Annotated in this window: 22 protein-coding genes; 8 read left to right on the forward strand and 14 right to left on the reverse strand. The window is 58.4% G+C overall.

The window, feature by feature from the left end:
* Nucleotides 1-73: 73 nt before the first annotated feature.
* The 9 genes from BLT54_RS00745 to pyrH form a co-directional block, all read right to left on the reverse strand.
* Complete coding sequence (locus BLT54_RS00745) at nucleotides 74-784, reverse strand: OmpH/Skp family outer membrane protein (RefSeq protein WP_074640117.1); 711 nt, start codon at nucleotides 782-784, stop codon at nucleotides 74-76.
* Nucleotides 784-3,129: an outer membrane protein assembly factor BamA gene (gene bamA / locus BLT54_RS00750; RefSeq protein ID WP_074640119.1), complete on the reverse strand. Its 2,346-nt coding sequence runs from the start codon at nucleotides 3,127-3,129 to the stop codon at nucleotides 784-786. The genes BLT54_RS00745 and bamA overlap by 1 nt, the downstream gene beginning before the upstream one ends.
* A 269-nt stretch (nucleotides 3,130-3,398) precedes the next feature.
* Complete coding sequence (locus tag BLT54_RS23005; RefSeq protein ID WP_281241848.1) at nucleotides 3,399-3,530, reverse strand: hypothetical protein; 132 nt, start codon at nucleotides 3,528-3,530, stop codon at nucleotides 3,399-3,401.
* 186 nt (nucleotides 3,531-3,716) lie between these two features.
* On the reverse strand, nucleotides 3,717-5,054 hold the full coding sequence (gene rseP / locus BLT54_RS00755) for an RIP metalloprotease RseP (RefSeq protein ID WP_074640122.1): 1,338 nt from the start codon (nucleotides 5,052-5,054) through the stop codon (nucleotides 3,717-3,719).
* A gap of 46 nt (nucleotides 5,055-5,100) precedes the next feature.
* Complete coding sequence (dxr, locus tag BLT54_RS00760) at nucleotides 5,101-6,267, reverse strand: 1-deoxy-D-xylulose-5-phosphate reductoisomerase (RefSeq protein ID WP_074640124.1); 1,167 nt, start codon at nucleotides 6,265-6,267, stop codon at nucleotides 5,101-5,103.
* 3 nt (nucleotides 6,268-6,270) lie between these two features.
* A complete protein-coding gene (locus tag BLT54_RS00765) occupies nucleotides 6,271-6,894 on the reverse strand; it encodes a phosphatidate cytidylyltransferase (protein WP_143026703.1) in 624 nt (207 codons plus the stop codon).
* 104 nt (nucleotides 6,895-6,998) lie between these two features.
* Nucleotides 6,999-7,790, reverse strand: coding sequence for an undecaprenyl pyrophosphate synthase (locus tag BLT54_RS00770; RefSeq protein ID WP_176832797.1), 792 nt, complete (start codon nucleotides 7,788-7,790; stop codon nucleotides 6,999-7,001).
* Nucleotides 7,791-7,970: 180 nt separating this feature from the next.
* Nucleotides 7,971-8,534 carry a ribosome recycling factor gene (gene frr / locus BLT54_RS00775; protein WP_009571876.1) on the reverse strand — a complete coding sequence of 188 codons (564 nt, stop codon included), beginning with the start codon at nucleotides 8,532-8,534 and terminating at the stop codon, nucleotides 7,971-7,973.
* 169 nt (nucleotides 8,535-8,703) lie between these two features.
* A complete protein-coding gene (gene pyrH / locus BLT54_RS00780; RefSeq protein WP_009571875.1) occupies nucleotides 8,704-9,441 on the reverse strand; it encodes a UMP kinase in 738 nt (245 codons plus the stop codon).
* Between the two features lie 146 nt (nucleotides 9,442-9,587).
* Here pyrH and miaA point away from each other — a divergent pair, with 146 nt between their 5' ends.
* Both miaA and BLT54_RS00790 read left to right on the forward strand, forming a co-directional pair.
* A complete protein-coding gene (miaA, locus tag BLT54_RS00785; protein WP_074641352.1) occupies nucleotides 9,588-10,475 on the forward strand; it encodes a tRNA (adenosine(37)-N6)-dimethylallyltransferase MiaA in 888 nt (295 codons plus the stop codon).
* A gap of 124 nt (nucleotides 10,476-10,599) precedes the next feature.
* Nucleotides 10,600-11,553, forward strand: coding sequence for an AraC family transcriptional regulator (locus BLT54_RS00790; RefSeq protein WP_083351628.1), 954 nt, complete (start codon nucleotides 10,600-10,602; stop codon nucleotides 11,551-11,553).
* Nucleotides 11,554-11,634: 81 nt separating this feature from the next.
* Here the strand turns inward: BLT54_RS00790 and BLT54_RS00795 are convergent, their stop codons facing one another.
* Nucleotides 11,635-12,177, reverse strand: a complete 543-nt coding sequence (locus BLT54_RS00795; RefSeq protein WP_074640126.1) for a hypothetical protein — start codon at nucleotides 12,175-12,177, stop codon at nucleotides 11,635-11,637.
* Between the two features lie 246 nt (nucleotides 12,178-12,423).
* On the reverse strand, nucleotides 12,424-13,035 hold the full coding sequence (locus BLT54_RS00800) for a lytic transglycosylase domain-containing protein (protein ID WP_074640128.1): 612 nt from the start codon (nucleotides 13,033-13,035) through the stop codon (nucleotides 12,424-12,426).
* A 171-nt stretch (nucleotides 13,036-13,206) separates the two neighbouring features.
* Between BLT54_RS00800 and ssb the strand changes: the two genes are divergently transcribed.
* On the forward strand, nucleotides 13,207-13,734 hold the full coding sequence (ssb, locus tag BLT54_RS00805) for a single-stranded DNA-binding protein (RefSeq protein WP_074640130.1): 528 nt from the start codon (nucleotides 13,207-13,209) through the stop codon (nucleotides 13,732-13,734).
* Between the two features lie 61 nt (nucleotides 13,735-13,795).
* Nucleotides 13,796-14,008, forward strand: coding sequence for a hypothetical protein (locus BLT54_RS00810; RefSeq protein WP_074640133.1), 213 nt, complete (start codon nucleotides 13,796-13,798; stop codon nucleotides 14,006-14,008).
* Nucleotides 14,009-14,036: 28 nt separating this feature from the next.
* Here the strand turns inward: BLT54_RS00810 and BLT54_RS00815 are convergent, their stop codons facing one another.
* Nucleotides 14,037-15,044 carry a GGDEF domain-containing protein gene (locus tag BLT54_RS00815; RefSeq protein WP_074640135.1) on the reverse strand — a complete coding sequence of 336 codons (1,008 nt, stop codon included), beginning with the start codon at nucleotides 15,042-15,044 and terminating at the stop codon, nucleotides 14,037-14,039.
* Between the two features lie 384 nt (nucleotides 15,045-15,428).
* On the opposite strand from BLT54_RS00815, the gene BLT54_RS00820 reads away from it, so the two are divergent.
* A complete protein-coding gene (locus BLT54_RS00820; protein WP_074640138.1) occupies nucleotides 15,429-16,253 on the forward strand; it encodes a universal stress protein in 825 nt (274 codons plus the stop codon).
* Nucleotides 16,254-16,297: 44 nt separating this feature from the next.
* Here BLT54_RS00820 and aroB read toward each other — a convergent pair whose 3' ends face one another.
* Together aroB and BLT54_RS00830 are read right to left on the reverse strand one after the other, a co-directional pair.
* The gene (aroB, locus tag BLT54_RS00825; RefSeq protein WP_074640140.1) at nucleotides 16,298-17,431 is read right to left on the reverse strand and encodes a 3-dehydroquinate synthase; all 1,134 of its coding nucleotides are present in this window, start codon (nucleotides 17,429-17,431) and stop codon (nucleotides 16,298-16,300) included.
* Nucleotides 17,428-18,228, reverse strand: coding sequence for a shikimate kinase (locus BLT54_RS00830; protein WP_281241849.1), 801 nt, complete (start codon nucleotides 18,226-18,228; stop codon nucleotides 17,428-17,430). The genes aroB and BLT54_RS00830 overlap by 4 nt, the downstream gene beginning before the upstream one ends.
* A gap of 59 nt (nucleotides 18,229-18,287) precedes the next feature.
* Here BLT54_RS00830 and BLT54_RS22455 point away from each other — a divergent pair, with 59 nt between their 5' ends.
* Genes BLT54_RS22455 through BLT54_RS00840 form a run of 3 tightly spaced genes read left to right on the forward strand, consistent with a single transcriptional unit; the run spans nucleotide 18,288 to nucleotide 20,972 of the window.
* The gene (locus BLT54_RS22455) at nucleotides 18,288-18,425 is read left to right on the forward strand and encodes a hypothetical protein (RefSeq protein WP_176832798.1); all 138 of its coding nucleotides are present in this window, start codon (nucleotides 18,288-18,290) and stop codon (nucleotides 18,423-18,425) included.
* A 13-nt stretch (nucleotides 18,426-18,438) separates the two neighbouring features.
* Complete coding sequence (locus tag BLT54_RS00835; protein ID WP_245707923.1) at nucleotides 18,439-20,034, forward strand: hypothetical protein; 1,596 nt, start codon at nucleotides 18,439-18,441, stop codon at nucleotides 20,032-20,034.
* The gene (locus BLT54_RS00840; protein WP_074640144.1) at nucleotides 20,031-20,972 is read left to right on the forward strand and encodes a site-specific tyrosine recombinase XerD; all 942 of its coding nucleotides are present in this window, start codon (nucleotides 20,031-20,033) and stop codon (nucleotides 20,970-20,972) included. Before BLT54_RS00835 ends, BLT54_RS00840 begins: the two co-directional genes overlap by 4 nt.
* Nucleotides 20,973-20,987: the final 15 nt, after the last annotated feature.

Genomic DNA, 20,987 nt, shown 5'->3' on the forward strand with positions numbered 1-20,987 from the left:
AGTCTGGCATAAAATTCGTCCCGTTTTCTACCAACAGCGCCCCGTGGTGACAAGCGGTGTGGACGCCCCCGGCTTAGTCTGCAGTTTTGGGTTGGGTGTCTTGCGTTTCAGCGTCTTCGGCGGGCGCGGCGGTCGGCTCTTTGGACTCTGCGGCAGTGGCGGCGTCACGCTGGGCTTGAATCGCATCCAGCCGATCAATGACAACTTTTGTGACATCAATCGAACCGGACATCAGATACACCTGTTGCCGTTCAAACACCACCACCGCCCCAAGATCGCGCGCGACACGGGTCAAGACCGTGTTCATCTCGGTCTCCATCTCTTCCAACGCGCTGTCATAGAGGCGTTGCACCGCTTGCGCCTTTTCGTCCTGTTGCGCGCGCACCTCGGTGACTTTGGCGTCAAACTCGGCAGCGCGGGTGCGAAAGGCCTCTTCGCTCATCATCTTGCGTTGGTCGGAGATTTCCTGCTCTTCGGCTTCCAGATCGGCGTAGATTTGATCGTTCTCCGCCAAAAGAGCAGCGCGTTCCGCCTCGATTTCGGCTTCAAGCGCCACGCCCATCTCACTCTGCGCTATGATCCGGGCCCGATCAAAGGCCAAAATCGGAAAGCTCTGCTCGGCCTGAGACTGCTGGGACTGAGTCTGCTCGGCCCGGGTCTGCTCAGACTGAGCCTGTGGTGTTGCACGGTTCGGGGCCTCTTGGGCCAAAGCCGCAGGCGCGCCCGTCAGGGCGGACAGCCCTGCCCCCAGCATTGCCAAAGACCACAGCCGCAAACCCGACATCAGAAGCTCGTGGAGATGGTCAGGTCGAAGCTCTGCTCTTTGTCATAGTCTTCCTTATCCAACGCCTTGGTAAAGTTGAACCGCAGCGGCCCCAAAGGTGTGGTCCAGAAGATCGACGCACCAATCACTGAGCGCCAGTTCGGATCATCACTCCCCGCAATGATGGCCGTTGTGTCGTCAAGCCCCCAGACGGAGCCATAGTCAAAGAATACGCCACCTGAGAGGCCGTATTCTTCTGGCAAGCCCAACGGGAAATCCGCCTCAAGGCGCGCCACAGCGTAATAATTGCCGCCCAAAGCCAGATCATTTGTGGTTGAACGCGGGCCGATGCCGCCCGTCTCAAAGCCACGAATGATCGACGGGCTGTTGAAATAGCGGTTGGACACGCGCGTGCCATCGTCGCTTTCAATGATCCCGCCCTCAACGGTGGCGCGCAGGGTCACCTCTTCGTTCAGGACTTTCATTTCGCCGGTCAGTTCCGCCGAGGTGCGGGTGAAATCAACGTCACCACCGATCACACCGGCATAATCCTGACCAAATTTAAACAACAAGCCCGCATTCGGGTTAAGCCCGGTGCGGCGGGTGTCATAGCTATAGCTGTAGCCCAGCGAATGGGTTATCAGCCCGCCTGCGTCAATGTCGGCTTGGATCTGAGACGGCAGATCGGCGTAATTGCTGTCAACTTCGCGGACTTCGCTCCATTCGCTACGGTAATTCAGCGTCAAAACACCGTTTTGCGAGATCGGGAAGGACAGGCGCGGCGAAAGATACGCCCGGCGCACGTCATGATCGGCATAGCCCGGTTGCGAGCTGCTGATCCCGGCACCAAACCCAAAACCGACATCACGCCCGAGGAATGCAGGTTCGAAAAAGTTGAAGGACAGATTACCATCGTCAAGTTTCGTGGTCAGGTTGAAGGACAGGCTTTGCCCCCGACCCAAGAAATTTGCCTCGCTGAAAGAGGCCACAAGATTGGCCCCGTCCGAGACCGAGAAGTTGGCCCCAAAGGTGAAAGAGCCGGTCGGTTTTTCGGTGACATTGACATCGACCACAACCTGCTCACCAGAGGAGCCTTCGCGGGTGTTCACATCGGCATTGGAGAAAAAGCCAAGGGCACGAATCCGGTCCGCCGCTTCGCGAATTTCGCGCGGGTTGAACGGGTCGCCTTCGACCACTTTGAACTGATGGCGGACAACGCGGTCCAATGTGGTGGCATTGCCTTCGATGTCGATGCGTTCGACAAAGACGCGCGGGCCACGCACAAGGGCAAATTCGATGTCCAGTGTCTGAGCGCGATCATTGCGGGTCACGCGCGGCTCGACTCGCAGGAAATCAATCCCTTTCTTCGTCGCCAGCGTTTCCATCCGGGCAATCACATTATCAATCGCCAAGGGCGAATAGGTCTGGCCGCTGCGGATATTGGCAACTTTTTGGAACTCTTCCGCATCCGCCTCATCAAGACCGGATACGGTGGAGATCGTGCCAAATTCGTATTTCTGGCCTTCGCGCACGTTGAAGGTCAGAAAATAGGCGTTGCGTTCGCGCGAAAACTCGGCGGCAACGTTCAACACCTGAAAATCGACATAGCCGCGCGAGGTGTAGAAATCCATCAACACCCGTTTGTCGAATTCAATGCGGTCTTCGGCATAGGTGTCTTTGCCGATGATAAAGCGGAAAATCCCCGCCTGTTTGGTTTCCAGCACGCGGCGCAGGCGCGAGTCTGAAAATTCACGGTTGCCGATAAAGCTCAGCCGTTCAATCTCAACGCCTTTGCCCTCGGTCACCTCAAACACCACATCCACGCGGTTGTCATTGCGGCGAATGATTTTCGGGGTCACGGTGGCGACAAGTTGACCTTTGACCTCATAGGCCTGGGTCAAAGCGGCGGCATCGGCTTCGGCGGTGGCGGGCGAATAGACCCGGCGCACTTGCGTCGACAACATCGGCATCAACGCGTCATCAGAGAGTTTACGGTTGCCCTCAATCGAGATGCGCGACACCACCGGGTATTCGCGGACTTTGATCACCAAAGTCGATCCGCTTGGGACAAATTCGACGGTTTCAAACAGTCCGGAGCCCAAAACCTTTTGATAGGCGTCATTCAGCTCAGCGGCTGAGACGCTCTGACCACGAGCGATTCCCGCGTAAGACAGGATGGTGTCCGCCGAGACCCGCTGTGCGCCCTCGATCGAAACGTTGGAAAAGCGATAGCTCTGCGCCTGTGCCGCTGCGGGAAATACGGCATAAGACACTGATGTTGCTGCAAAAGCTGCAAAAGAGAGGGCAAAGGCACGCGCGGCAATGCGCTGTTTGCGACGGGTCGACTTTTGAATAATGGACACCATGACAGCTTTCTCGAAATTCCACAAAACGTTGTAGCTGAGTACCGGGATTACGGCCCCTTGTCAAAAGCCTAGCCTCATGTGGCCGCGTTGTCCTGCTGTGGCATTTGCACGGGGCACCGATGCGCCAAATACGGTACCAAACACGGTGCCAAATACGGCACACAACAAGACGCAAAACAAAAGGGCCCCCGCGATGCGGCAGCCCATGCTTTCAAACCTTAAAAATATCGACGCGCGCCGGGGGCTGCCCCAAACGCTTTTGGCCCGTTTTACAGGAAAAACTGGCCAAAAAACGCGCCGGCGACCAGCGCCACGGAGATCGTTGCCGCGTACAAAAGACGATCCCAATTGAGATCGGCCAATTGCGAAAGGCTGCGATAGCTTGCACGGATTGCGGTCATCTCAGTCCCATCCTCTCTGTCTCAGGCCCAAATGCCGGGCCTTTTGGGTGTTTCACGCGCCACATCGGCGCCCTGACAGAGGGATACATTTCGAATATGGCAAGAGTTGGACCGTTTTCTCAATGCTTTGAAAAACAAGGGCGGTGAAAAAACGGTCGCCAAAGCACGCCTCGAAAGGGCGTTTGATCACACGCAGAACAAATCCGCAGACAGCCCAAGCACCATAAAGCCGAGGATCACCACAAGACCCACGGTCATCATCACCCCCACGGCCCGATCCGGCAAAGGTTTGCCGCGCACCGCCTCATAGGCGTAAAACACCAGATGCCCGCCATCGAGCACCGGGATCGGGAACAGGTTCATCAGGCCAATGGCCGTCGACAGGGTCGCAATGGTCAAAAAGAACGAGGACACACTCACCGAGGCCGCCGAGGACACGACCTGTGCGATCCCCACCGGGCCCGACAGGTTACAGGCCGAAATCATGCCAATCGACATATTGTAAATCGCCGACAAGGACAGCGAAATCACCGCCCACACTTGGCCCACCCCGGCGCTGATCGCCTCGCCAAAGGAGACTGGCACAGAGCCGATGGTGAAATAGGTGCCGCCCGCGATGCCAATCATGTAGCGGGTCTCAAATCCGCCCTCGGGCAGCGGCAGATCGCGTTCGCGCGGCGTCATTTTGGCCTCGACGCTTTGACCATCGCGCAACACGGTCAATGTCGCTTCACCGCCTTTAAAACCGCTGAAATAGGCCAAAAGATCGCCAAAGGTCGCGATCTCCACCCCGTCAATCGCGGTGATCATATCGCCCTTTTCTAGCCCCGCATCTTTGGCGGCGGATTTCATGCTAAATTCGTCAATCCGCGCCGGAAACGGATGCGGTGCCTCGACCGTTTGCTCAACACCATCGCGCAGCACGGTATAGGGCAAGCTCATCTCATGCGGCAGGCTGGCGATAAAGTCGCTATAGCCCTCAAGGCCTTCGGGCACGGGGGTCCCGGCAATCGCCACGATTTCATCACCCGGTTCGATGCCAACCTCAATCGGCATTTTGGAAATCTCGTCAACGATCAACACATCGCCGGATTTGCCCATGGTGAACAGCACAGCGACAAACACCAGCGCCGAAAAGATAAAGTTGAACACCGGCCCCGCCGCAACCGTCAGCGTGCGCGCCCAAAGCGGCGCACCCGGCATGGTGTGGCGGGCCTCATCCGGGCTCAGGCCCTCAACCGCATGGGCGTCGGGGGCGGAGGCGGCATTGGCGTCACCTGCGAATTTCACATAACCGCCAAAGGGCAGCGCCGCGAGTTGCCATTGCGTGCCGCGTTTGTCCGTGCGCGACCAGATCACTTTGCCAAAGCCCAGCGAAAACACATCGGCCTTGATCCCCGACCAGCGCCCGACGATGTAATGGCCGTATTCATGCACGGTGACGATGATCGACAAGGCAATGATGAACACGATGACTGTATAAATGGTGCTGCCAAAGCTCATCAGGAGCGCGGTGAAATCCATGGGCTGTCGATCCTCTGATCACTTTATTTCTGTGGCGGTTTCCGCCTTAGAGTGTTTTTTGCACCGAGAAAGCGCGGGCTCTCGCCTCTTTATCTGCTTCCAGCACATTATCCAAGCTCAAGGCGTTGACCCGCAGGCTCACACCCGATGACATGTCGTTGAGGACCGTTTCCACAATCCGTGCCATGTCCAAAAATCCAATTTTTTCGGCGATAAAAAGGTCCAAAGCCGCCTCTTTTGCGGCATTGAACACGGCCCCCGCCAGTCCACCAATCGCCATCACCTCACGCGCCAGGCGCAGCGCCGGAAAGCGATTCTCATCAGGTGCTTCGAAATGGAGTGTGCCGACTTTGGCCAAATCCAGCCGCGCCACCGGCAAATCGCGCCGCTCGGGCCAATGCAGCGCATAACCGATGGCGTGGCGCATATCCGGCGCGCCCAGATGCGCCATCAGTGCCCCGTCACGAAACCCGACAAGCGCGTGCACATAAGAACCGGGATGCACCAACACTTCGATTTGCTCTGGCTCAAAGCCGAAATATTCCCGCGTTTCAATCAGTTCCAGCGCCTTGTTGAACATCGAGGCGGAATCAATCGTAATTCTTTGCCCCATATCCCACGACGGGTGTGTGCAGGCCTCGGCCAAGCGCGCGGTTTTCAGTCGCTCCAAAGACCAGTCGCGAAACGGCCCGCCCGAGGCGGTGATGATCACCCGCTCGACCTCGGATTGATCCTCGCCCACCAGCGCCTGAAACACCGCCGAGTGTTCCGAATCCACCGGCAAAATCCGCGCGCCGTGGCTTTGGGCTGAGCGCATCAACAAAGGCCCTGCGGTCACAAGACTTTCTTTGTTGGCGAGCGCCAAGGTCGTGCCGTGGCGCAGCGCATGAAGACCGGGGGCCAAACCCGCAGCACCGACAATTGCCGACATGGTCCAATCGACCTCACGCTCGGCGGCCTCAAGCAGCGCATGTGCGCCCGCGGTGGCCTGAATGCCAGTGCCAGACAGAGCCTCGCGCAGCGCAGGCAAACAGTCCTCATAGGCCGTCACCGCGACCTCGGCCCCAAGCGCCCGCGCGTCATGCGCCAAAAGAGCGACATTGCGCCCGCCGGTCAGGGCCACCACGCAATAAGCCTCGCGGTCACGTCGAATCAGGTCAATCGTGGACTGGCCGATGGAGCCGGTTGCGCCGAAAATGGAAATACGTCGCATGACCTATCCAAACAGCAGGTTGAGCAGGAAGGCCAGCGCACCGAGGGCCAAAAGCGCGTCAAACCGGTCCAAAACCCCGCCATGGCCGGGGATGATGTTGGAGCTGTCCTTGACCCCCATCCGGCGTTTCAACCCGCTTTCCAAAATATCGCCAAGCTGTGAGGCGAAGGCCAGGATCACCGAGGAGGTGATGAAAAACCAATAGCGCACGAAACCTTCGGGCATGAATTGATGCGCATAGGCCGCCAAAATACCCACACCGATCCAGCCGCCTAAAATGCCGGACCAGGTTTTTTTCGGGCTGACGCGGGGCCAGAATTTCGGCCCGCCCAAGGTTTTGCCAACCAAATAGCCCATGCTGTCAGCGACGATCACCAAGCCGATGATGTAAAGCAACACCGTGCGCCCACCTTGGGAGGACAGTTGCAACAGACCCAGACAGCCAAAGACCAGTATGACGAAATAGCCGGCAAGCGCTGCGACATCGCCGGGGGCAAAGCCACCCTGCCCGCCTTTGTGGCGCGCCATGCGCAGCAATTCCCACGCCCCGATCACTCCCGCCACCACCACCAGCGCGCGAAACGCGTCATGCCCGGAGAACACCGCGCCCAAACCGAGCGCGACCATCACGATCGCCGACAAGATCCGCGGTCGAAAATCGCGCCAGTTGCCTTTGGTCAGAAAACGAGGACCGGATTTTAAGGGGGATTTTGACTTTGTTGGGCGGTCCGTCACGATTTGACCCCGCCAAAGCGACGATCCCGATGCGCAAACCGCGCCATGCAATCGGCAAAGACCTCTGCGGTGAAATCCGGCCAGAGCGTGTCGATAAACTCATATTCCGAATAGGCCGATTGCCACAAAAGAAAGTTGGAAATGCGCGCCTCGCCCGAGGTGCGGATCACCAGATCAGGGTCGGGCAAAACCCGCGTGTCGAGATAGCGCGTCAGCGTGGTTTCATCGACCGTTTCCGGGTCCAACACGCCGGTTTTGACATCGCGCGCCATCTCTTTGATCGCGCGGGACACCTCGTCACGACCGCCATAATTGATCGCAATGGTCAGATGCACCTTGCTGTTCTCGCAGGTCACCGATTCAAGTTCGTCCATCAGCGCAATCAGTTTGTTGTCCAACCTTGGCCGATCACCAATAAAGCGCACACGCACTCCTTCGGCGACCAAACCTTTGAGTTCGCTTTGAATATAGCGGCGAAACAGCGACATCAGACCCGAAACTTCGGTCTGGGTGCGTTTCCAATTCTCGGTCGAGAAGGCAAAGATGGTCAGGTATTTGACCCCCAGATCGGGACAGGCGCGCACGATCTCTTTGACCCGTTTGGCACCCGCATGATGACCAAAAAGACGCGGTTTGCCGCGCGACTGTGCCCAACGGCCATTGCCATCCATGATCACGGCCACATGGGTGACGCGTTCTGCATTCGGCTCAGATTGAGCGCCAGGGGCACAGGTCTCTGTGCTCTCGGCTGTGCCTTCCGGCGTCTGGTCTGGCCTTATTTCGGGCATCGCGCCTCTCTGTCTGAATGGCGGTCCTCTATACGACCACACTCTCGTCTTTACACTCAAAGCGCCCCCGAGGGGAGCGCTTCTCCTTGAAGTCTGCCCATTTTTGAGCGCAGCGGCAGGGTTTTGCCGAAAGTCTGACGCCATCCCCCCCGCGCGCTAAGACGTCTTAGAAAAGACGCCTTAGACCTGCATGATCTCTTCTTGCTTGTGCTCAAGCATTTCGTCGATGCGTTTGATATGGGCGTTGGTGAGGTCTTGCACTTCGGATTCCCAAATCTTCTGGTCATCCTCGGACATGCCGTCGCCTTTGGCGCGTTTGATCTGTTCCATGCCGTCGCGGCGCACGTTGCGCACGGCGACGCGGGCGTGTTCGGCATACCCGCCCGCCACTTTGGTCAATTCGCGGCGGCGCTCTTCGTTCAATTCCGGGATCGGCAACATGATGATCGTGCCGTTCAATTGCGGGTTGATGCCAAGACCGCTTTCGCGGATGGCTTTTTCGACCTTATTGACCAAACCTTTGTCCCAGACGTTGATCGTCACCATCCGGGGTTCGGGCACGTTGACCGTCCCCACTTGGTTGATCGGGGTCATCGACCCATAGGCGTCAACCATGATCGGTTCCAGCATCGAGCCAGAGGCACGGCCTGTACGCAGAGAGGCAAATTCCGTACGCAGATTGGCCAAAGCGCCATCCATACGTTTGGACAGATCGTCTGTATCGAGCATAAAATCTTCGGACATTGGGTGTTTCCCCTTATTTCTCGCATCTTCCACCCCAAGAGACGGGGCGGGTCGCAGCGCTTATAGCCGGATCACTTGACGGCTGTATAGGTCTCGCCGCACGCAAATGTCATCAGCGGGGCGAAACCTGCGGTTGGCCGCGCCTGATCGACCTGCGTGCCAGTGCACATCAGCTGACGGTGGTGTAAATCCCCTCGCCCGCCAAAATCGAGCGAAAGCCCCCCGGCGCATCCAGCGGGAACACGATCAGCGGCAGGTCATTGTCGCGCGCCAAGGCAATCGCGGAGGCGTCCATGACCTTAAGGTTCTTGCGCAGCACCTCGTCATAGCTGACGTGATCATAGCGTTTCGCATCCGGGTTGGTTTTGGGGTCTTTGTCATAAACGCCATCGACGCCGTTCTTGCCCATGAAAATCGCCTCGCAGCTCATTTCATTGGCCCGCAGCGTTGCCGCCGTGTCGGTGGTGAAATAGGGGTTGCCGGTGCCGGCGGCGAAAATGCAAATCCGGCCTTTCTCAAGGTGTCGCACGGCGCGGCGGCGAATGTAAGGCTCTGCCACTTCGTTCATGGTGATGGCTGAAATCACCCGCGTGTTGATGCCGAGTCCCTCAAGGGCGGCCTGCATCCCGAGCGCGTTCATCACAGTGGCGAGCATGCCCATGTAATCGGCCGTGGTGCGTTCCATCCCCTGCGCCGAGCCTTGTAGCCCGCGAAAGATGTTGCCGCCGCCGATGACCATGCAAATCTCGACACCCAGATCATGCACCGTTTTCACCTCGTTGGCGATCCGTTCGACCGTCGGCGGGTGCAGACCAAAGCCCTGCGTGCCCATCAGCGCCTCGCCTGAAATTTTCAACAGCACACGTTTGTATTTCGTGGCAGGATGACCCTGTTCCGCGTTGCTCATCTGATGTCCCCGGCGTTATGTCTGTGATCATGTCTGAAATCGGTGCCAAAATGAGCCAAAACCGGCAAAGGTTCAATGCAGCATCTGAGATATTTTTCCCGCTCCCCCTCTGGACAAGCCGCGCACAGAATGTCACCCGAAACCTCATGACCCTGCCCTTTGACATATCGCCGGATCAGCCGGTGCTCATCGCCGGTCCGACCGCCGCCGGGAAATCCGCGCTCGCCCTTGAGATTGCGACCACCCAAGGCGGCGTGATCGTCAATGCCGATGCGCTGCAAGTGTTTGACAACTGGCGGGTTTTGACCGCCAGACCGGGGCCTGAGGACATGGCACAGGCACCCCATGCGCTCTATGGTCATGTGCCCGGTGATCGGGCCTATTCGGTCGGTCATTGGCTGCGCGATGTCACCCCCTATCTGAACGGTCCGGCGCGGCCCATCATTGTTGGCGGCACAGGGCTTTATTTTTCAGCACTGACAGAAGGCTTGGTCGAAATCCCCGCAACGCCCACCGACCTGCGTGACGAGGCTGATAAAAGGCGGGCGGATGAGGGCGGACATGCCGGGCTTTTGGCCGAATTGGACGCCGAAGATCCGCGCACCGCGGCCAAAATCGACCGGCTGAACCCGATGCGGGTACAGCGGGCGTGGGAAGTGTTGCGCGCCACCGGGCGGGGGCTGGCCGATTGGCAGGCCGACACACCACCACCGCTGTTGCCGCTCTCGGCCTGTTGCCCCCTCGTTTTGGACGCGGATCGCGATTGGTTGGCGGAGCGGATTGCGCGGCGATTCGCATTGATGCTTGATCAGGGGGCTTTGGAGGAAGCGCGGGCCAATTTGGCCACATGGGACCCCGCCGCCCCTTCGTCCAAGGCCATCGGCGCGCCGGAATTGATCGCATATCTGCGCGGCGAGATGACACTTGCGACGGCAAAACAGGCCGCAACCATCGCAACCCGGCAATATGCCAAGCGTCAACGCACTTGGTTTAGGGCGCGCATGAGCGCATTCCACAAGATATCGCTGCCATAACCAGCCCTAGGATAACATCAAGACACACCTACATCTCATTGAAATAGCTTAATATTTCCTTTGACTTCACCATTGTGGCGCTTAGTGTGGCAAAAGTTATACAAATCGAACACATCGGATCACCATGGCCGTTTCTGAGACACGCAAAATCTTCAAAACCCTTCCGTTGGGTGAAATGACCGCCTCTGCGCCCTCCGAGCGCGCGCCCCTGAAAACGGATTCAAAACCGATTTCCACCTCCCGCAGGGGCACATCTGCCGGGACCAAAATCCCCGAAATTCCCACCCCGCCCGCCTACCGGGTTCACCCGTTGGGCCGGGGCAGCGCCTCTTTGTCTGCCAGTGCGAAATGGCGCACCGAAGCCATGCGCAGCCATCGCAGCCCGACGCTGTTGTGGTTCACACGCGGTCAGGGCCGGATCACCGTTTCGGGCGTGACCCGCGGCTTTGGTCCGCACAATCTGATCTTTTTGCCAACCCGCACCATGTACGGGTTTGAACCGATCGGACAGGTGATGGGCCATGCCGTGCATCTGCCCGAAGACCCCGCTTTGGTTCTGCCGCAAGAGCCGCTGCACATGCGATTTCGTGAGGTGATCCAACAAAATGAGATCACCGGGATGATCGAGACGCTTCAACGCGAGATTGATCAATCTCAGCCGGGTCGCGAACGCGCCATGGCGCTTCAGGCCGGGATGATTTCCGTCTGGCTGGAGCGGCAAATGAGCATCATGCCCGAATATGACCTCACGCCTGATGCCTCGCGCCGATTGGCGGCGGCCTATACATCCTTGGTTGAAAACGAGCTCTATGACGGTCGCACGGTGACGCATTTTGCCGCTGAACTGGGTGTCACACCCGGCCATCTGTCGCGGGCGTGCAACATCGCCTGCGGTCGGTCTGCCTCTGCGATTTTGGCCGATCGGGTGCATTTCGAAGCGCGGCGGATGTTGGCCGAAACCGATCTGCCGATCAAAACGATTGCGCAGAAACTGGGGTTTCATTCGGCGGCCTATTTCAGCCGGGCATTTCACAAACACACCGGGCATTCCCCCCGAAACTTCCGCCAAAACGGATAGTCCCAAGGGGGTGCCAAAGTGAGGTCCCAAAGTTCACCGGCTTGCAGAACACGCCGGTGAAACTGAGTTGTCGTGACTGTGTTAAGTGTTCTCTTCCGCCTGTTCTGGCACCAACCACTCGGTTTGCAGCTCTGACACCTCGCTCACCACCTTATATGTAAAGGCCGTCACCAGCGCGTCGTAAAAGGCGATGCGCTTGGGGGCCACAATTGTAATGTCGCTTGGAGCGAGCGTCGCCCCCTCTTCGGCGGACAATTCAATCCACATTTTTTTCAACGGCTCTTCACTGTCCGGGCCGTCGATATAGACCCAGCCGTTGAGTTGGTTGAAGGCCCCGTCATTGCCCAAAAGCGTGGTGCCGGCATTGGAGATTTCGGTCACATCGACGGTGATATGGTAGTCGCCGCCCTCCTGAAGGTGATCAGCCAATCCTGAGGTGATCGCTATGGTCAAATCACCCGCAATTTCCGGCCAACGGTCCAGCGCATTGGCCTCAACCGCTTCAAGATTGGTCACAACCGTCACATCCGCAATATCGAGCGGTGCTGCGCAGATCGGCGCAGCCATAAGAGAGGTGGCGGTAAAAAGCGCAAGAATAGCAGACTGTTTTTTATGAAAAGACATTGTTTTTCCTATCATTTTCATGCTCGAAAGACATCCCCCGAGCCGTAGAAAGAGTAGATAGAGATCAGTAGAAAGATACAGGAACAAAGCCGCAATTGCGCTGGCACAACGTGGGACTCCTCGGCCAGCTCATGAGGTGGCTTCTTCAGCATAGCGCAGAAAACGCCCCAGCGGCGGGTTTTGGGAGCGACAAAAGACATCAGGGCGGCATCCGTCAAATGCCAAATCCCCCGGAGCGTTTTGGCGTCAGGACCCCCAAATCACCCGAACGTAATTCATCGTTTCTTTATAGGGCGGCACGCCGTTGTATTTGGTCACCGCCTCAGGCCCCGCGTTATAGGCCGCAAGGGCAAGGCGCCAATTGCCAAAGCGGTTGTACATCTGACGCAGGTAACGCGCGCCACCTTCGAGATTTTGCGCCGGATCGTTGATATTGACCCCCAACCGACGTGCCGTTTCCGGCATCAATTGCGCCAATCCGGTTGCGCCCACAGGGCTTTTGGCGCGCGGGTTCCAGCCACTTTCCTGTTGCACGAGGCGCAGGAACAAATCGGTCGGCACCCCATGTTTGCGCGCGGCATTTGTCGCCACGGGCAACCATTCGCCCTTATAGGTTCCCATAAACGGCAGGCCAACAGTGGCGCCGCCGAACCGTTCGGGCTGTAAGGTGACGGAATTGGAATATTGATCCGCCGCACGGCCATCCAAAACGTCCAGTTGCGAACCGAAAATCGCCAAACGGTTTTTGGTCGAAAAAATATCTTCGGCCCCGGCTGCGCCGACATAACCCGTCGCGCAAAGGAACCCAAAGAGGCCAACCCGAAGAGCCGCACCGCGACCACACCCCGTCACACCCATCACGCTCGTTCCAATTCCTGTGATCACTCTCGCGCAATATAGGCACAAAACCCCGCCTTTCCAAGCGCCTCGGTGCCGCAGGCGGATTTTGGCTCTTTCCTTGCCGGCCCGGGTTTGGTGTAAGGTGCCTCCAACGTAAGATTCTGTAAAACATCTCTGGGAGTAGATCGCATGGCCGGTTCGGTGAACAAAGTCATCCTCATAGGCAACCTTGGACGCGACCCCGAAGTGCGGACATTCCAAAACGGCGGCAAAGTGTGCAACCTGCGCATTGCCACCTCCGAGACCTGGAAAGACCGCACCACGGGCGAACGCAAAGAGCGCACCGAATGGCATTCCGTGGCAATTTTCCAAGAGGGCCTTGTACGCATTGCCGAGCAGTATTTGCGCAAGGGCTCGAAAGTCTACATCGAGGGCAAACTCCAGACCCGCAAATGGCAGGACCAATCCGGCCAAGACAAATACTCCACCGAGATCGTGCTTCAGGGCTTTGACGGCGTGTTGACCATGCTCGATGGCCGTGGCGAAGGCGGCGGTCAAGGCGGTGGCGGCCAAGGCGGTGGTTACGGCGGTGGCTCTGGTGGTTACGATCAAGGTGGCGGTTACGATCAAGGCCCCTCTGGCGGCTATGACCAAGGCCCGTCCTCGGGTGGCGGCGGTGGCCGTCCGGCGATGGACGACGACGAAATCCCGTTCTGATCCCCTTTCAAACCCCGCCCCCGTGGCGGGGTTTTTCGTACCACGACCAAAGGTTTAAAAGATGAAAAAAGTCCCGAAACCCACCACGGATGATGCCCTGATCCAAGAGTTCTTGGCCAAGGGCGGCAAGGTCAGCGTTGGCAAAACCAAACCCATGCCGCATGACATCGGGTTGAGCAAAAACGTCTGGGGAGCGAAACTCACCAAAGAAGAAAAAGCCGCCAGAGATGGCGCGTTGCCGGAGCCGCCCAAGACCAAGACAGGCAAAAAATAACAACAACATCCGGGCTGTGCGGGCTGGATTACGGCGTGGACGAGACGTGGCGCGGGTTCATCACCCGATTGCGTCCAGCCTGTTTGGCCATGTAAAGATGATCGTCGGCCCGGCGCAGCGCAGCGCCCAAATCGGCATGGGCGCTGTAGCGCTCGACCCCAATCGACACCGTGACCCGTGCCTGAGCGGGCATTGCGGCCTCGCTGATCACCCGGCGGATGCGTTCGGCCACCCGCATCCCCATGTCTTCGGGCAGGTTCAGCAACACGATGGCAAATTCTTCGCCACCGATGCGAAACAACATGCTGCCCTCATGTAAAACGTCGCGCATCTGCGCCGCGACGCTGCGCAATATGTCATCGCCCGCAAAATGGCCGTAGCGGTCATTGATCTCTTTGAAATGATCAATATCGACAAACAACAACACCCCGCCCGAACCAAATCCGCCTTTTTGCTCCAGGGCCATAAAGGCGCGCCGATTGCGGCATCCGGTCAAGGCGTCATAATTCAGCGTGTCTTTTAATTGCGCCTGTAGACGACCGATGGTCACCAATGCGTAGCGCATGAACAGGATCGTGGTGATCAACGCCATGCCAAGACGAAACGAGAACCAAAAATCCTGTGCCGCCCAATAGGACACCGCGACGTCCAGCACCACAACCACAGCCCCCAACACCAGCGCCGTCCCATGGGCACAGAAAAAGAACCCCGCGATGGTGATGGGAAAGGCCCAAAAAGCCGCGGAAACCCCGTGGCCTGCGATCAAGATCAAGTCACCGAAATGGACCGCGCTCAAGACCATGACTGCGTTGATCGGCAGGGATCTGGATTTCATATGGGCCCAAAGATCAAGAGCGATAATCGCGCTCAAAGCCACGAAATAGGCGGACAGCCCGTAATTGCCTTTGATCGCATATTTCACAATCGCGACCGGCAGGATGAACAATGTGATCGTCGTGATATATTTTGCAATCAAAGGCGCTCCAAGAGCACCCGGCGCTTTGAACCCGTCGATAAATCCCGATTTAACCGCCATTTAACCACCATTGGTGCGCACTCACATTTACGCTAGGTAAACTCTGTGGTAGGGTTTGATACTATCAAAAATTTTACAGGATTGTGCGTAAATATACGTCAAATTGCGTCTTTTCAGTCCTCTCCCCCCTTTGTCTGATATGTTAATGGGAATGCCCTCCTCTCCTGCACAGAGAGGCCCAAACCCTTTTGTCCAAATGGCACTCTGACCAGTCAAAAAGACCGATCAAGGCGGCACAGGAGGGAGCGGATTTGTCGCAGTCAAAAACGGACAAAACCATCGAAACAAAATAGCCAGCCCTCAAAAACCAGACAGGCGCTCCCTACATAAAGATCGAAGGGTGCGCAAAAAGTGCCGCCCTCGCAGACATTTGAGGAGGATTTAATGAAGCGTATTCTGGTGACCACCGATCTCTCGATCCGTTCGGACCGCGCCATCGAGCGCGCAGCACAGTTGGCTGAACAACATGGGGCGAAACTCATCGTGCTCCATGTGATTGACGAGGACCTTCCCGTCACCGTGGCGACAAGAATGCGCGACGCAGCAAAAGAGACACTCGCAGCGGTCCTCGCGTCGCAACATGTGCCCGACAGTGCCGAGATCATGATTGAAACGGGTGATCCGGTTCAAACCATCACCGAAAAAGCCGATGTCATTGATGCCGATCTTGTGGTGTTGGGGGTGCATAAACCGCGCCCGTTCTGGGACATGTTCTCGGGGACGACGATGGAACGGATCGTGCGCGCCCTCACCCGTCCGGCGTTGCTTGTGACCTCTCCGGTCGCTGGGCCTTACGCCTCGGTTCTGTGCGGGATCGACCTGTCACCGTCCTGCCTGGCTGCGGCGCAGACCGCGCGCACCCTTGCGCCTGACGCCCAGATCACAAGTTTCCATGCCATCCATGTGCCCTATCGCGGTATGATCGCGCGCGATGCGAGCGAGAAACAGCTTGCCCCGTTTGTCAAGGATGCCTCCAGCCGATTGGAGGACTGGTGGAACGAGTCTGAGATCCCCGAAGGGATGCAAAAACCTGTGCTGAGCGTCGGCAGTCTTCACACCGTGTTCCAAGCGGCGCTGGACAGGTCTCACGCCGATCTTTTCGCGCTGGGGGCACATGGCAGAACACCGCTGTCGCCATCGCTTTTGGGTGGGTTCACCGAAGAACACCTGCGTAATCCTGTGATGGATGTCTTGGTCGTGCGCGGCTGATCCAAAGCAAATGGCGCGGGACCACCGCGCCATTTTCGTCCGCTTTAGCGTGCCGCCAATCCATCCGCCACGACCTTGACCACCGCGTCGCGCGGCACATCGGCGGTCACGAAACTGTCGCCAATCCCGCGCGCCAAGATGAACCGCAATTGGCCGTCCACGACCTTTTTATCCTGTCCCATCAGGTCAACCAAAGCCTCGGCCGAAGGCAATTCGCCTTCGATATCGCTCAGATCGCATTTGGTGCCCATGGCCTTAAGATGCGCGCGCACCCGGCTGGGCGCTTCTTGCGAACACAGCCCCAGACGCGCCGACAATTCAAAGGCCAAAGCGCAACCAATGGCCACGCCTTCACCATGCAACAGCCGATCCGAATATCCGGTCGCCGATTCCAGCGCATGACAGAACGTGTGCCCAAGGTTGAGCAACGCCCGATCCCCCTGCTCCGTTTCATCGCGCACCACGATGTCGGCTTTCATCTGCACCGACCAACGCACCGCCTCGGCGCGTTTGACCATATCGCCCGCCGCCAAATCCGGCCCGTTGACTTCGAGCCAGTCAAAAAACGTCTCATCACCCAAAAGCCCGTATTTCTGGACCTCACCGTAACCCGCCAAAAAATCGCGCGCCGTGAGCGTGCCCAAAAGCGCAATATCAGCCAAAACCAGAGACGGTTGATGAAACGCACCGATCAGGTTTTTGCCGTGGCTGGAATTGATCCCGGTCTTGCCGCCGACCGAACTGTCGACCTGCGCCAAAAGCGTGGTTGGGATTTGCACGAAGCGCACGCCCCGGCGCAACACGGAGGCGGCAAACCCGGCCAAATCGCCGATCACACCGCCGCCAAAGGCCACGACAATATCGCGGCGTTCGCATTTTTGCGCCAAAAGCCATTCAACCGCGCGGGTGAAATGTGGCCAGGCCTTGGTGCTTTCCCCGGCGGGCAGCGCCAGCGCTTCCATCTCGATGCCAGAGGCCGCCAATCCGGCCTCAAGGGAGGCCAAATGCAGCCCGGCGACGGTTTCATCCGTGATGACAAAGACCTTTTTCTTTGTGCCCAACAGCGGCGCAATATGCGCGCCCGCCTGCGCCACAAGCCCCGCCCCGATGCGCACATCATAGGCGCGATCGCCCAAGGGCACATGCACGGTTTGAAAGGGTACAGATCCGTATGTCATTGGTCTTCCTTCAAAATTCCACCATGCCGCGCCAGCGCGTCAATCACTTTATCGGCCATGGCTTCGATGCTCAAGTTCGGTTCGGCGTCCACGATGATCCCGGCTTTGGCATAAAACGGCTCGCGCGCTTTGACCAAGGATTTGAGTGTCTCGTAAGGGTTTTCCGTGCGCAGCAAAGGCCGTGTCGCTTTATGTCGCACCCGGTTCCACAGGATGTTCAAATCGGCCTTGAGCCAAACCGCCACGCCGTTTTGCGCGATGATGTTGCGGTTGATCTCGGCCAAAAACGCCCCGCCGCCGGTCGACAAGACCGCCTGTTGCGTCTCAAGCAGGCGCGCGATCACTTCCGCCTCGCGTTGGCGGAAAAACGCCTCGCCATCGCGGCTGAAAATTTCCGCCACGCTCATCGCCGCCGCTTTTTCGATCTCCGCATCCGAATCGAGAAACGGCACAGACAGGCGCGCGGCCATGGCTTTGCCGACCGCGGTTTTGCCCGCCCCCATCATGCCGACCAAGGCGACCGTTTTTTTTAGCCCTTTTGCCATCGTCTCTCCCACAAGAGCGTGTACAGTGGTGTCAGGCAGAGCATGAAGGCCCTTGTGCGTCTTGGCGTCGTCACCATGGCGTCCCCCCTGATCCTCATGGCAACATCTTGCCGACAAAAATTTAGCCCCTTCAATGGCGTGATCTTGCCGGAAATACCATATATAAAACGGACAAAACCAGCCTGGGTTGGTAATCAGCCGCGAAACCCTGAAAAATGCAAACAAAAATACAGGCCATATCAACTCGGGCATATAAATGGGACTGATCGTCCTGTCATCGCCCACCACCCCCTGAACGGAGGCAGACCGCAGTGCGCAAATTCCTTTTTCGTCTTTTGGCCGTCATCATCTTACTTGGGATTTTGGGCTTCATCGGCTTCGCCTATGTTGGCGATCTCTCGCCGGAGCGGGTTGAACATTCGGTCCCCGTGCCGATTGATGACAAGTGAGGGTGGTTTCTCCGTGATCGCCTCGTCCCTCAATGCCCGTTTCAGTGCCTCTTTTGGATGTGGCCTCTGTCTGTTGATTGCGCTTGCGGGTGCCGCACAGGCACAAACGCCAACTGTGCTCGCCGCCGACAAGCCGATCTCCGCCATCGACTGGCTCTCGGACACGTTGGACGCCCCGCGCGCGCCTGTGGCAACCGCGCCACAGCCCAGCGACATCGCAGAAAATGCCCTGCCCGAGAACGTCAGCGTCGCCCCACTTGACACCCCCGGCCCCGATGCGGCGGGGCTTTTGCCAAGTGCCGTGACCGGACTGCCGCGCGATCTTTGGGGGGCCTCGACCGCCACCGATCTGGCGCGCAGGATCACCACCATTTCGGCCCGTCCCGATCTTTTGCCCGCTTCGCGCCGATTGCTCAACACGCTGGTTTTGGCCGAATTGAACCCGCCGCTGCAATCGCAAGCGGACGGTCGGCTGTTTCTGGCGCGCATTGATGCGTTGTTGAGTCAGGGTCTGTTGGACGAGTCTGACGCGTTGATGGAGCTTGCGGGGCTCTCATCTCCGGCCATTTTCCGACGGGCTTTTGATACAAAGCTACTGCTTGGCACCGAAGACGAAGCCTGTGCGCGGCTCACCCATACACCCGGCCTCTCGCCCACCCTTCAGGCGCGGATTTTCTGTTTGGCCCGTGGCGGCGATTGGGGGGCGGCGGCGTTGACGCTTGAAAGCGGTGAGGCTTTGGGCCTCATCCGCAAAGATCAAGGCGCGCTTTTGGCGCGGTTTCTTGATCCCGAATTGTTTGAGGGCGAGCCGACCCTGGCGATCCCCGATCACCCGACGCCTTTGACCTTTCGCCTGATGGAAGCGATTGGTGAGCCGCTGGTGACCTCTTCTTTGCCTCTGGCCTTTGCCCAATCCGACCTGCGCGCCACCACCGGATGGAAAGCCCGCGCCACTGCCGCTGAACGGCTGGCCCGTGTCGGTGCGTTGTCTCCCAACCGCTGGCTGGGGATTTGGTCCGAACATCTGCCCGCCGCCTCTGGTGGGATTTGGGACCGGATCGAAGCGTTGCAACGGTTTGAAACCGCGCTGAGCACCAATGATCCGGGGGCTGTGTCTCGCGCCCTGCCGCCTGCGTGGTCGGCGATGCAGGTGTCCGGGCTGGAACCGGTCTTTGCCGAATTGTTCGCGGCGCGCTTGGCGCTTTTGCCGCTCAATGGCGAGGCCGCCAACATCGCCTTTGAGGTCGCACTTTTGTCGCCCGCCTATGAAGAGATCGCGCAAAAATGGGCCCCGGCGCTGACTCGCGATCAGGCGTTTTTGAAAGGCATCGCGTTGGGCGATCTGCCAACGCTGCGCCCGAGTTCCGACATGGCCCGTGCCATTGCCTCCGGCTTTCGTGGCACGGGAGTCCCGGTCCGTTTGACCAGTTTGGTCAGTGAAAAGCGGCTGGGTGAGGCCATTTTACGCGCCATTGAGGTGTTGGAAGGCGGGGCTGCGGGGGATCTTGATGAACTCTCTGATGCGATCCAGTTTTTCCGCGCGGTCGGGCTTGAGGCCACGGCACGGCGCGCGGCTTTGGAACTGATGCTGTTGGAGCGCCGCGGATGAGTGTTGCGGCCCATGATGCGCGGTGGATTTCAGGATTTGCCGAGGCGCAGATGGCGGAACTGGGCGCGGCGGAGAACACACAGCTCTCTTATGGTCGCGATTTGATTGGGTTTTCTGACTGGTTGAGCGGGTGCGGACAATCGTTTGAAACGGCCGAGCGCGCCGATATTGAGGCCTATTTGATCGCTTGCGAGGCCGAAGGTCTGGCGCAATCGACCCGTGCGCGACGGCTGTCCTCGATCAAGCAACTCTACCGATTTGCCTATGAGGAAGGCTGGCGCGCGGACAATCCGGCGATCCAGATCAAAGGCCCCGGACGCAGCAAACGCTTGCCGAAAACCCTCTCTGAGGACGAGGTTGGCGCGCTTTTGACGGCGGCGCGCGAGATCGGCCGCGCGCCTGCAGATCGGCTGCGCAACACCTGTTTGATGGAGCTTTTATATGCCACCGGGATGCGGGTGTCCGAACTGGTGTCCCTGCCCGTCTCGGCGGCGCGCGGTGATCCGCGGATGCTGTTGATCCGTGGCAAAGGTGGCAAAGAGCGGATGGTGCCCCTGTCAGCCCCGGCCCGCGCGGCGCTGACAGCGTGGCTTGTGGCGCGCGATCAGGCCGAAGACATTGCCAGGATCGAGAAGGGCAAAAAATCCTCGGGGTTTGTCTTTCCCTCGCGCGGCAAACTTGGCCATTTGACCCGCATCGGCTTTTATCAGTTGATCAAAGACATCGCGATTCAGGCCGGGATCAGCCCGGACAAGGTCACGCCCCACACCCTGCGCCATGCCTTTGCCACCCATCTTTTGGCGCATGGGGCCGATCTGCGGGCGATCCAAACGCTTTTGGGCCACGCCGATCTGTCCACCACCGAAATTTACACCCATGTCTTGGACGAACGCCTCAAGGACTTGGTGCTCACAAAGCATCCTTTGGCGGAGAAATAACGGCGCGTACGTCAC

Source organism: Celeribacter baekdonensis (assembly GCF_900102315.1).
GTDB classification, from domain to species: domain Bacteria; phylum Pseudomonadota; class Alphaproteobacteria; order Rhodobacterales; family Rhodobacteraceae; genus Celeribacter; species Celeribacter baekdonensis.

Excerpts from the sequence above, each read along its gene's own strand:
- pyrH (WP_009571875.1), bottom strand. The coding sequence starts at position 9,441 with ATGAGCAACGCGGAACAGGGTCATCCTGCCACGAAATACAAACGTGTG.
- bamA (WP_074640119.1), bottom strand. The coding sequence starts at position 3,129 with ATGGTGTCCATTATTCAAAAGTCGACCCGTCGCAAACAGCGCATTGCC.
- BLT54_RS00795 (WP_074640126.1), bottom strand. The coding sequence starts at position 12,177 with ATGTCTTTTCATAAAAAACAGTCTGCTATTCTTGCGCTTTTTACCGCC.
- BLT54_RS00810 (WP_074640133.1), top strand. The coding sequence starts at position 13,796 with ATGAAAAAAGTCCCGAAACCCACCACGGATGATGCCCTGATCCAAGAG.
- BLT54_RS00770 (WP_176832797.1), bottom strand. The coding sequence starts at position 7,790 with ATGCCCGAAATAAGGCCAGACCAGACGCCGGAAGGCACAGCCGAGAGC.
- BLT54_RS00820 (WP_074640138.1), top strand. The coding sequence starts at position 15,429 with ATGAAGCGTATTCTGGTGACCACCGATCTCTCGATCCGTTCGGACCGC.
- miaA (WP_074641352.1), top strand. The coding sequence starts at position 9,588 with ATGACCCTGCCCTTTGACATATCGCCGGATCAGCCGGTGCTCATCGCC.
- BLT54_RS00815 (WP_074640135.1), bottom strand. The coding sequence starts at position 15,044 with ATGGCGGTTAAATCGGGATTTATCGACGGGTTCAAAGCGCCGGGTGCT.
- BLT54_RS00800 (WP_074640128.1), bottom strand. The coding sequence starts at position 13,035 with ATGGGTGTGACGGGGTGTGGTCGCGGTGCGGCTCTTCGGGTTGGCCTC.
- rseP (WP_074640122.1), bottom strand. The coding sequence starts at position 5,054 with ATGGATTTCACCGCGCTCCTGATGAGCTTTGGCAGCACCATTTATACA.
- BLT54_RS00840 (WP_074640144.1), top strand. The coding sequence starts at position 20,031 with ATGAGTGTTGCGGCCCATGATGCGCGGTGGATTTCAGGATTTGCCGAG.
- aroB (WP_074640140.1), bottom strand. The coding sequence starts at position 17,431 with ATGACATACGGATCTGTACCCTTTCAAACCGTGCATGTGCCCTTGGGC.
- dxr (WP_074640124.1), bottom strand. The coding sequence starts at position 6,267 with ATGCGACGTATTTCCATTTTCGGCGCAACCGGCTCCATCGGCCAGTCC.
- BLT54_RS00790 (WP_083351628.1), top strand. The coding sequence starts at position 10,600 with ATGGCCGTTTCTGAGACACGCAAAATCTTCAAAACCCTTCCGTTGGGT.
- frr (WP_009571876.1), bottom strand. The coding sequence starts at position 8,534 with ATGTCCGAAGATTTTATGCTCGATACAGACGATCTGTCCAAACGTATG.
- BLT54_RS00765 (WP_143026703.1), bottom strand. The coding sequence starts at position 6,894 with ATGGTCGCGCTCGGTTTGGGCGCGGTGTTCTCCGGGCATGACGCGTTT.
- ssb (WP_074640130.1), top strand. The coding sequence starts at position 13,207 with ATGGCCGGTTCGGTGAACAAAGTCATCCTCATAGGCAACCTTGGACGC.
- BLT54_RS00745 (WP_074640117.1), bottom strand. The coding sequence starts at position 784 with ATGTCGGGTTTGCGGCTGTGGTCTTTGGCAATGCTGGGGGCAGGGCTG.
- BLT54_RS23005 (WP_281241848.1), bottom strand. The coding sequence starts at position 3,530 with ATGACCGCAATCCGTGCAAGCTATCGCAGCCTTTCGCAATTGGCCGAT.
- BLT54_RS00830 (WP_281241849.1), bottom strand. The coding sequence starts at position 18,228 with ATGCCCGAGTTGATATGGCCTGTATTTTTGTTTGCATTTTTCAGGGTT.